Consider the following 9980-nt stretch of genomic DNA (forward strand, 5'->3'; position numbering starts at 1 on the left):
CCACGCTGAAAAACTGGGCATCGAAATTCACTATGATGCAATGGTAACCGGCATCGATATCCGGAATGGCGAATTTAAAAGCCTTCGTATCAGGGATGACACTGTTTCAGCCACGGCGTTTATTGCGGCCGCGGGCGGATTTGAAGCCAATATTGAATGGCTTAAAGAAGCCTGGGGCGACATCGCCGAAAATTTCCTGATCCGCGGCACACCTTATAATCGAGGCGATCTTTTAAGGATGCTGCTTGATAATGGTGCCAGCCAGATCGGGGAACCCAATCAGTGCCATGCCGTTGCCATTGACGGGCGCGCGCCAAAATTTGATGGCGGCATTTGCACCCGCGTTGATTGTGTGTCGCTTGGTATTGTGGTCAATGAAAATGCCAAGCGTTTTTACGACGAAGGTGAAGATTTCTGGCCCAAACGCTATGCCATTTGGGGACGACTGGTCGCAGATCAGCCAGGGCAGGTCGCCCATGTGATCATTGACCAAAAAGCCAAAGGCGGCTTCATGCCCCCGGTATTCCCCGCCGTTATTGCCAATACCATTAAGGAACTGGCCGAAAAAATCGGCCTGGACCCCGATGTGTTGGAGCAAACTGTTTCGAACTTCAATAACGCGGTTCAACCCGGTGATTTTGACCACACAACACTGGACGGTCTTCGTACCAGCGGACTGACCGTTAACAAAACCAACTGGTCCCGCCGCATTGATCAGCCCCCCTATAGTGCCTATTCCCTGCGCCCGGGTATTACATTTACCTATCTCGGCGTCGAAGTCAGTGAGAAAGCGCGCATGAAAATGGCTGATGGCACCCTAAGCAACAACATCTATGCCGCCGGCGAGATCATGGCCGGGAATGTACTGGGCCAAGGATATCTGGCCGGCATCGGCATGACGATTGGCAATGTATTTGGACGAATTGCAGGAAGCGAGGCTGCTGATTATGCGCTCAACCGATAAAACAACCGAAGCTGCACGGGTGATGTCCATCTGTAACGCATGCCGCTATTGCGAGGGCCATTGTGCTGTTTTCCAGGCGATGGAACTGCGACTGGAATTTAATGCCGACACTGTCGATTATCTGGCCAATCTTTGCCATAACTGCGGGGCGTGTTATCACAATTGCCAATATGCCCCCCCGCACGAATTCCAGCTTAATGTGTCAGCTGCCATGGCTGAACTGCGTCAGGAAAACTATGGCGTTTATGCCTGGCCTGGCTTCATGGGCAAATTGTTTGTCAATAACGGCCTTTGGGTCAGCCTGTTGTCAATTGTCGTCATCGCCGCATTCTTTGCCACAACAGTTATTCTAACCGGTGCCGACTTTTTTGCCGTTCACGACACTGCATTTTACGGTGTAATACCCCACAATGTTCTGGCCGCCCTATTTGGCGCTGTGGGTGGTTTCGTTTTGCTGGCACTGATCGCATCAACCGCCAAATTTTGGCGAACAATGCAACTGCCAAACCCATTGAAACTTGATTATCCCCAAGTTTATCAAGGTATAAAAGATGCCTTGTCGCTCAAATATCTTGATGGTGGTAACGGACAAGGTTGTTCTTATCCCGATGAAACCCCGTCGATGGCACGCCGCTGGTTCCATCAAATGACATTCTGGGGTTTCATGCTGTGTTTTGCGGCAACATCGTCAGGTACGATCATGCATTACGGGTTTGACATGCAGGCCCCATACGGTTTTACAAGCCTGCCTAAACTGTTTGGTATTGTGGGTGGTCTGGGCCTGATTGTCGGCCCCATTGGCTTACTTGTGCTTAAAAAAAGGGCCGATACCGCCCCAAAAGGCAAAACCAACAAAGGCATGGATATCAGCTTTCTGGTACTTTTGCTGCTTACCAGCATAACCGGGCTTGGCCTGATGATTGTTCGTGACACGCCCTATGTTGGCATAGCACTTTGCCTTCATCTGGGTGTCGTTTTAACCCTGTTTTTGTCCATGCCTTATGGCAAGTTCATACACGGGTTTTATCGTCTGATCGCGCTGATTGTTTTTGCGGTTGAAAAGAATGACCACAAAGCAGTTGTCGGTGTCTGCGACAGCAAAAACCGGTCATAGCCCCCATTGCTTCCAAAGCACGACCACCAGAATAATAGCACCTATCAATTGCGGGGCCTTATTGCCTCAAACGGTAAATTTGTTAGCGAAAAGCAATTCGGACCCGCAATCCCCTGCCATTTGCCCCTGCGTCGAGACTTAAAGTTGCCTCGTGCGCCTCGACGACTTCCTTAACAATCGCAAGGCCAAGACCGGAGCCTTGCTTATTATTGTTGTCAAGCCTTACAAACCGTTCAAGAACGGCGTCCCGGTCTTTCTCGGGGATACCCGGCCCGTTATCTTCAACTTCCAGCATCGGCCCGGTTGCGGCACCGCTACCAATCACCCGAACAGTAACGACAGAGCCCGCAGGGCTGTACATAATCGCATTATCGATCAGGTTCACGAGTGCTTCGTGCAACAGCACCTCGTTACCGGTTTCAATGTCGCAGCTCAGACCCTCGCTTTGATCCTCAAACCCCAGATCAACGTTATGGCGCACGGCAGATCGTAACATTTCCGATGTCGCATCAGCCGCGAATGCCAGAAGATTAATCTTTTCGTTGCAGCTAACTTTGCGCCCTTCGGGCGAGACACGCGCCAGATTTAAAAGCTGCGAGGTAAGACGGGCGGTCTGGCGTGTTTGCTGAACAATACGTTCAAGCGCCTGTCTGTCTTCTTCGTTTCTGATATCGCGCAAGGCCCACTCTGCTTCGGCCTGCACAGTTGCCAGCGGCGTTCGTAATTGATGGGAAGCATCGGCAATAAAGCGTTGATTCGCCGTAATTGAACTTTCAAGACGGGCCAAGAGCGCATTAAGCGACATCACCACATCGGACACTTCTTTGGGCATCACATGGCGGATGGGGCGCAAATCATCAGTGGATCGGCGTCGAATGGCCTGTTGCAAACGTTGAAGCGGAGCAAGACCATGCGTCACGCCAATCCATGCAAAAACACCGCTGATAAACATCAAAACCAGATAATCGGTGGTCGACCCCAATAGTTCATCATGAATAAGGGTGTCACGTTGCCGACGCGTTTGGCTTACATCTATCGTAACCCATCCATGAATATTCGACGATGGGTCCGATACGAGGTATTTCATGGCAACTGCCCGCACATCCTCGTTCCGGTAATAAGCATTGTAAAAATACGGAACCCCCGGTTGCAGAACCAAATCTTTGGGGGCACGCGGAAGACCAAAGTCCCCTGTCACAAAAGCCCCATTTGGCCCCTGCACCCTGTAATAGGTATTCTCGCGGGTAAATTCTTCCAAAAGCAGTTCAATATCGCGCGATAAAAGATCACCACTGGATTTAATCGCATGTTCGGAAATTGTAACAGCCAACGCGACCAAAAGGCGGTCCTGAATACGGTTCGCGACTTCACTAACCGAAAGGTAATTTTTAGCAAGAAGACCGAATGCCATAATCAGCCCTGGCAATAAAAGCCAAAGCAGCAGCCTTGCCCGCAGGGAAGTTGTCTTAATATTTTCCGTCATTCGTCAATCATATAACCGAGACCACGAATTGTCCGTACTTCCACATCGGCCATTGCGATCTTTTTACGCAACCGACTGATGTAAAGCTCTATCGATTTCACGCTGGCTTCATCATCAAAACCAAACAAATGCAGCGCGATTTTTTCCTTGCTGATCACTTGACTGACATTTAGCAACAAAACTTCCAACACACCCCGTTCGCGCGGTGTTAAGGCAATGGACGCGCCATTTACGCTTACGGATCGGTCGATTGAATTAAAGACCAGCTTCCCCACCGAAATATTCGGGTTGCGTACCCCGACATTGCGCCGCAAAAGCGCCCGCGCCCGCGCCTCGAGTTCTGACAATTCAAATGGCTTAACCATATAATCGTCGGCTCCGGCATCAAGGCCCGCTACCCGTTCGTCAAGATTTCCACGCGCTGTCAATATCAAGACCGGCAAATTGATTTTACGACGTCGAACGCTTTTCAGAATTTCCAGACCATCGATGCCCGGTAATGACAGATCGAGAATTAAAAGATCAAAGGTTTCCTGCACGACAAGCGACAAGGCGTCTTCGCCATCATGCACCAGATCAACAGCATGATCCATTTGCCGCATCGCAGCAGCAATTTTGTCGGCCAGAACAAGGTTATCTTCTACGATCAGGATGCGCATATATCTTCAATAACATCAAAAATCGACGCAGAAATTAAAAATTACAACATCGACAGCAAACTGACAGCATTTATCGACTAGGTTTAATTTCACAGGCACACGGCGGCGCCGGCAATGACCGGAATAAAAAACAGCCGAAAGCCTGATCGGGAGGAAATCGTTTGTTTGTACATGCCGCATATTATGTGCCGCTCGCATCCTTCCGGTTGAGAAACAACAACATTATTGGAGGGAATGCCTGATGTCATGGGGAAGATCCACTCGTTATTCACTAAAGGCAGTATGTGCTGCCGCCACCATTGTTTTTGGTTTTGCCGGAACCGCAATGGCACAAGAACCTGATTTTTCCGGCGAACGTGTTGAACTGATCATTCCGTTTGGAGAAGGTGGTGGCACAGATACCTGGGGCCGTTTCTGGGCACCCTATTTCAGTGTCTTTCTGCCCGGCAACCCAACTGTGGTTGTCAAAAACATTCCAGGCGGGGGATCCACTTCGGGGGCAAACCAGTTTGAAGCTCGTGCAAAACCCGACGGATTAACCGTAATCGGCACCTCGGGTTCTACACAGTTTCCCTATTTGCTGCGCGACAAACGTGTCCAATATGAAATGCGCGACTGGCGCGTTGTGCTGGCATCACCAACGGGCGGTGTCGTTTATGTAAATTCCGACCTCGGCCTTAAATCAGCCGCAGATATTAAAGCACTGGAAGGTATTCACTTGCGCTATGGCAGCCAGGGCGCAACATCGCTGGACCTTGTCCCCTTGCTGGCATTCGAACTTCTTGACCTTGATGTTGATGCCGTATTTGGCATGAAGGGGCGTGGTGCCGGTCGGCTGGCTTTTGAACGGGGCGAAGTCAACATCGACTATCAAACCTCGTCGGCATTTATCAACAATGTGACCCCGCTGGTCGATATTGGCAGTGCCGTGCCCCTATTCTCATGGGGGGCGATGGATGACGATGGCAATATTGTCCGTGACCCCTCATTTCCAGATCTGCCAAGCTTCCCTGAAGCTTATGAAATGATGAAGGGTGAAAAACCCTCCGGTCCGGCCTGGGAAGCATACAAAGCCTTTTTCATCGCCGGGTTCCCGGCACAGAAAATGGTCTTCCTGCCCAGAGACACGCCTGAAAACATTGTCGAGGCCTATCGCACTGCCGCACAGACAGCAACCGAAGACAAAAGCTTCCTTGCCGACCGTGAAGCCACCCTTGGCAAATACAAGCAAATTGTCGGGGAACCTGCCGAACGCATTTTCCGTCAGGCTGTCGACGTTCCTGACGACGCACGTGAATGGGTTCAAAAATGGCTGACTGAAAAATACTCGGTTCAGTTCTAAGCCTGAAAACCTGAAGTCTCCCTTTTCCTGATCCGGGGTGGACATCGTCCACCCCTCTTTTCTCACCCGCCGACCTTACGGTCGCTTGCAGGGAACAGGCGAACTTTGCCTTCTACCGGAGTTTTTTTTAATGCTTGATGCAATGATGACAGCATTGTCTCATTTCACGCAGCCTCAACATTTGATGTATCTGATGCTGGGCGTTGGAATGGGAATGATTGTCGGTATCCTGCCAGGGTTGGGAGGAATCGTAGGGCTATCGCTTCTATTGCCATTTATCTATGGCATGGACCAGATTTCAGCCCTTGCCATGCTGATCGGCCTGGTAGCAGTGATCCCCACATCGGATACCTTTACATCTGTTCTGATGGGCATTCCCGGGTCGAGCGCGTCACAGGCAACCGTGCTTGACGGTTTTCCATTGGCGAAAAAAGGCCATGGTGCGCGCGCCCTTGGCGCCGCGTTTTCAGCATCCCTGGTCGGGGGCCTGGTCGGGGCCGTTATTTTGACTGGCTTTGTTGTCATTGCAAGGCCGCTCATTCTGGCGTTCGGATCGGCCGAATTGTTCATGCTGGCGGTTCTTGGCCTGTCGATGGTCGGTGTGTTGGCAGGCAAAAGCCTGCCCAAAGGCGTGATTGCAGCCGGTCTTGGCCTGTTGCTAGGCGCACTTGGCGGTGCCCCCGCAACGGGTGAACTTCGCATGAGCTTTGACTCCGTTTATCTCATGGATGGTTTGCCGCTTGTCATTGTCGGTCTGGGCATGTTCGCCTTTCCGGAAATTATTGATCTCTGCCGGCAAAACCGCTCGATTTCCGACAATGGCACGCTGGGGTCAGGCTGGCGCGATGGCGTGCGTGATATGATCCGCCATAAATGGCTATGCCTGCGCTGCGCCGGGCTTGGCAGCATTGTCGGCGCCTTGCCGGGGCTTGGCGGCAGTGTTGTTGACTGGATCGCCTATGGCCATGTCGTGCAAACGGCAAAGGACAAATCCCAGTTTGGCAAAGGCGACATTCGCGGCGTTCTGGCACCGGAAAGTGCAAACAATGCCAAAGAGGGCGGCGGCCTTGTTCCCACCCTGTTATTTGGCATCCCCGGTTCGGGCAGTATGGCTGTTTTTCTGGGCGGCATGGTGCTGATTGGCCTTGAAGCAGGCCCGGCCATGGTTGGTCGCGACCTTGACATTACCTATACAATTATCTGGTCCTTGGCCATTGCCAACGTGGCTGGTGCAGGTGGCGCGCTGTTGCTGTCGCCTTTTGTGTCGCGGCTGACAACGATCAAATACGGCTATCTTGCGCCGTTTATGATTACCATTATCTGCTTTGCCGCGTTCCAGGCAACACGTTCCCTTTCCGACATGATTGCTCTGTTGGCCCTTGGGGTTTTCGGCGTGTTAATGAAACGTTTTGGATGGCCCCGCCCGGCATTTCTGATTGGTTTTGTTCTGGCATCCAACACCGAAACTTATCTGTATCAGGCCCTGCAATTCTATGACTGGGGATTTCTGGTACGTCCGGGCGTTATGATCATTCTGGCGCTGACTGTAATTTCCATTCTGATGGGCATGCGCAAGCACCCGGTCAATCCGGTCGAAGAAGAAGAAAGCAGCCATTCCCATACGCCAAATCGCACCCCGCAAATTTTGTTTGCCGGGCTGATCCTTGCGATTTTCTCCCTCGGCATATGGGATGCAACCCAGCATTCATTCCTTGGCAGCGTTTTTACCGGTTCTGTTTCGGTTGTGATGTTTGTGGTTACCGCCATCCTGATATGGCAACTGGTCACATCACCACCGTCACATGGTGCGAATTTTGATCATGAATTCGAATTGGCACAGCACGAAGAAAAACCAACAGCAGGCCTTTGGCACTACGTCCTTTGGGTTGGCGGACTAGTCGCCGGAACCGCGCTGTTCGGATTCCTGATCGCCATTACCGGGTTTTTCGTTGCCTTTCTTCGATTAAAGGCCGGCGCATCGTGGGTACGGAGCATTTTGCTAACAACCCTGGCGATTGGCGGTTTGTGCTTTTTGGCATGGTCGCTGGTTCTCGATTTTCCGGGGGGCCTGCTTCAGGACCTGATCGAACTTCCATGGCCGTTAGGGTGAGCATGATGAAAAACACCGTAATATTAAATGATCAATATGCGCTGCCCTGCGTCATGATGCGCGGCGGAACGTCAAAAGGACCCATTTTCCTGGAAAGTGACCTTCCCCATGATATTGCCTTGCGTGACCAGATCTTGCTTGCGGCAATGGGTTCACCAGATAAACGCCAGATAAACGGTATTGGCGGGGCCGATACCTTAACCAGCAAATCCTGTATCGTTGCACCATCGAGCAGACCGGACGCCGATGTGGAATTCCTGTTTGCCCAGGTGGCCATTGACCGGGCCGAAGTTGATGTGAACCCCAATTGCGGCAATATGACCGCCGCCGTTGCCCCGTTTGCGATTGAAGCAGGTTTGGTACCCATTACAGGGGATCAAACACTGGTTCGTATCTATAACCGCAATGTTGGTGCCCTGGTTGACGTGCTGGTGGCGACACCAGGCGGCAGGGTTACCTATAACGGGGACGCCGCGATAGACGGCGTTCCGGGTACGGCATCCCCGCTAATCCTGCGTTTTAAAAACATTATGGGCAGTAAAACAGGGCAGTTACTGCCAACAGGAAAGCCGATCAATTATATCGACGGGGTAGAAGTAACCTGCATCGATGTTGCTGTTCCCATGGTGATGTTTCGCGCACACGACCTTGGCCTGACCGGCCATGAAAGCAAGGCCGAACTGGATGAAAACGCCAATCTATTGGCGCGACTTGAAGCTATCCGACGCAAAGCCTCCGAACTGATGGGGCTGGGAGATTGCACGGGCAAGGTGGTGCCCAAAATGGCGATATTGTCAAACCCGACCCGGGGCGGAGACATTACTTCGCGCTATTTTGTTCCCCATAATTGCCACGCCACCCATGCCGTAACAGGGGCTATCTGTGTTGCCGCGTGCGCGTCCCTTTCGGGCAGCATCGCGGACGGTATGATCGACCTTAAGGCCATGCCGCAACAATGGATCCAGATTGAACATCCGAGCGGCATGATTGCTGTAGAACTGACACTTGAAGGATCTGGCCCCAATCTTTCTGTTGTTTCCGGCGGTGTGGTGCGTACGGCACGCCGTTTGTTTGAAGGAAAAGTTCTGGTGCCGGAAAACATTGTGAAAAGGGTCGTCACGTAATGGAGGTTCTTTTTCTGCCCGGTGACGGGATAGGGCCGGAAATAACGGCCGCAACCCGAACAATCCTTGAGAAACTCAATCGCAGCATGTCACTTGGCCTTTGCTTTTCGCAAGAGGATGTCGGATTTTCGTCGCTGGAAAAACATGGTGCAACAATCACGCCTGATTTGATCAAGCGGGTCCGCAATACCGATATGACCGTCCTTGGACCGGTCGACACTGCACATTATCCGCCCGCCGAACAAGGCGGGATCAATCCCTCGGCTGCATTGCGGATCAATCTGGATCTTTATGCCAATGTGCGACCGTCGCGCACCATAAACGGGCTTTCGGCACGTACGCCAGCCATGGATTTGGTTATTGTGCGTGAAAACACGGAAGGTTTCTATGCTGACCGCACGATGTTCGCAGGTACCGGAGAGGTCATGCCGACAGAAGACCTTGCCCTTGCCATGCGCAAGGTTACCCGCAAGGGCAGCTATCGCGTGGCAGCCTTTGCTGCAAAACTGGCCGCAAAACGCCGCAAACATTTAACGATTGTGCATAAGGCCAATGTCCTGAAACTGAGTGACGGGCTGTTTTTGGCCGAAGCCAGAAAGGCCGCAGCACAGCAAGACGGACTTACGGTTCGCGACGAACATGTCGATGCCATGGCGTCTCTGCTGATCAGAACACCCGATGCTTTTGACGTAATCGTCACGACAAATATGTTCGGCGATATTTTATCAAACGAGGCCGCCGAGCTGGCTGGAGGGCTAGGTCTTTCCGGGTCCCTTAATGTCGGCGATCAAAATGCAATCGCGCAGGCATCACATGGCTCAGCCCCGGATATTGCCGGTCAGGATATCGCCAATCCGGTATCCCTCCTGCTGTCTACGGTTCTATTGCTTGATTGGAAAGGAACTCAAACCGGGCGCAATGATTTGCAGGATGCAGCCATTAAGCTTGAAACAGCCATCATCAAAACCCTGAAAAACCCGGATACCCGCACCAGGGATCTGGGTGGGCACTTGTCTTGTAGTGACTTTGGCAAAGCTGTAACCGACACGTTATAAAATCTGCACGTCAGTTATTCCAAGGTTCACTTACGCAGCCGGACACGTTTTTTGTCCGGCTGCTGAGCCATTCACGAGAGAGCGGAATATCGATCAAAACAGCTTTTGTCTAGGGTCTGAACCCAATTG

8 protein-coding genes are annotated in these 9980 nt (G+C 51.9%); 6 read left to right on the forward strand and 2 right to left on the reverse strand.

Annotated elements, in window-relative coordinates:
• A partial coding sequence (gene tcuA, locus THS27_RS25020; protein WP_139835743.1) for an FAD-dependent tricarballylate dehydrogenase TcuA occupies positions 1-964 on the forward strand: 964 nt, incomplete at its 5' end.
• A complete protein-coding gene (gene tcuB / locus THS27_RS25025; RefSeq protein ID WP_085595576.1) occupies positions 948-2078 on the forward strand; it encodes a tricarballylate utilization 4Fe-4S protein TcuB in 1131 nt (376 codons plus the stop codon). The genes tcuA and tcuB, both read left to right, overlap by 17 nt.
• Positions 2079-2160: 82 nt before the next feature.
• Here the strand turns inward: tcuB and THS27_RS25030 are convergent, their stop codons facing one another.
• The gene (locus tag THS27_RS25030; RefSeq protein WP_168185008.1) at positions 2161-3489 is read right to left on the reverse strand and encodes a sensor histidine kinase; all 1329 of its coding nucleotides are present in this window, start codon (positions 3487-3489) and stop codon (positions 2161-2163) included.
• Between the two features lie 68 nt (positions 3490-3557).
• Complete coding sequence (locus tag THS27_RS25035; protein WP_085595580.1) at positions 3558-4220, reverse strand: response regulator transcription factor; 663 nt, start codon at positions 4218-4220, stop codon at positions 3558-3560.
• A gap of 241 nt (positions 4221-4461) precedes the next feature.
• Here THS27_RS25035 and THS27_RS25040 point away from each other — a divergent pair, with 241 nt between their 5' ends.
• The 4 genes from THS27_RS25040 to THS27_RS25055 all read left to right on the forward strand — a co-directional run bounded on the left by THS27_RS25040 (position 4462) and on the right by THS27_RS25055 (position 9851).
• Positions 4462-5562 (forward strand): tripartite tricarboxylate transporter substrate binding protein, encoded by a 1101-nt coding sequence (locus THS27_RS25040; protein ID WP_085595582.1) that lies wholly within the window; start codon positions 4462-4464, stop codon positions 5560-5562.
• A 130-nt stretch (positions 5563-5692) separates the two neighbouring features.
• On the forward strand, positions 5693-7672 hold the full coding sequence (locus THS27_RS25045) for a tripartite tricarboxylate transporter permease (protein ID WP_085595584.1): 1980 nt from the start codon (positions 5693-5695) through the stop codon (positions 7670-7672).
• 2 nt (positions 7673-7674) lie between these two features.
• The gene (locus THS27_RS25050; RefSeq protein WP_246833105.1) at positions 7675-8796 is read left to right on the forward strand and encodes a 4-oxalomesaconate tautomerase; all 1122 of its coding nucleotides are present in this window, start codon (positions 7675-7677) and stop codon (positions 8794-8796) included.
• Positions 8796-9851 carry an isocitrate/isopropylmalate dehydrogenase family protein gene (locus THS27_RS25055; RefSeq protein WP_085595586.1) on the forward strand — a complete coding sequence of 352 codons (1056 nt, stop codon included), beginning with the start codon at positions 8796-8798 and terminating at the stop codon, positions 9849-9851. The genes THS27_RS25050 and THS27_RS25055 overlap by 1 nt, the downstream gene beginning before the upstream one ends.
• Positions 9852-9980 lie beyond the last annotated feature (129 nt).

The sequence above is a fragment of the Thalassospira sp. MCCC 1A01428 genome (assembly GCF_002115825.1).
Taxonomy (GTDB): domain Bacteria; phylum Pseudomonadota; class Alphaproteobacteria; order Rhodospirillales; family Thalassospiraceae; genus Thalassospira.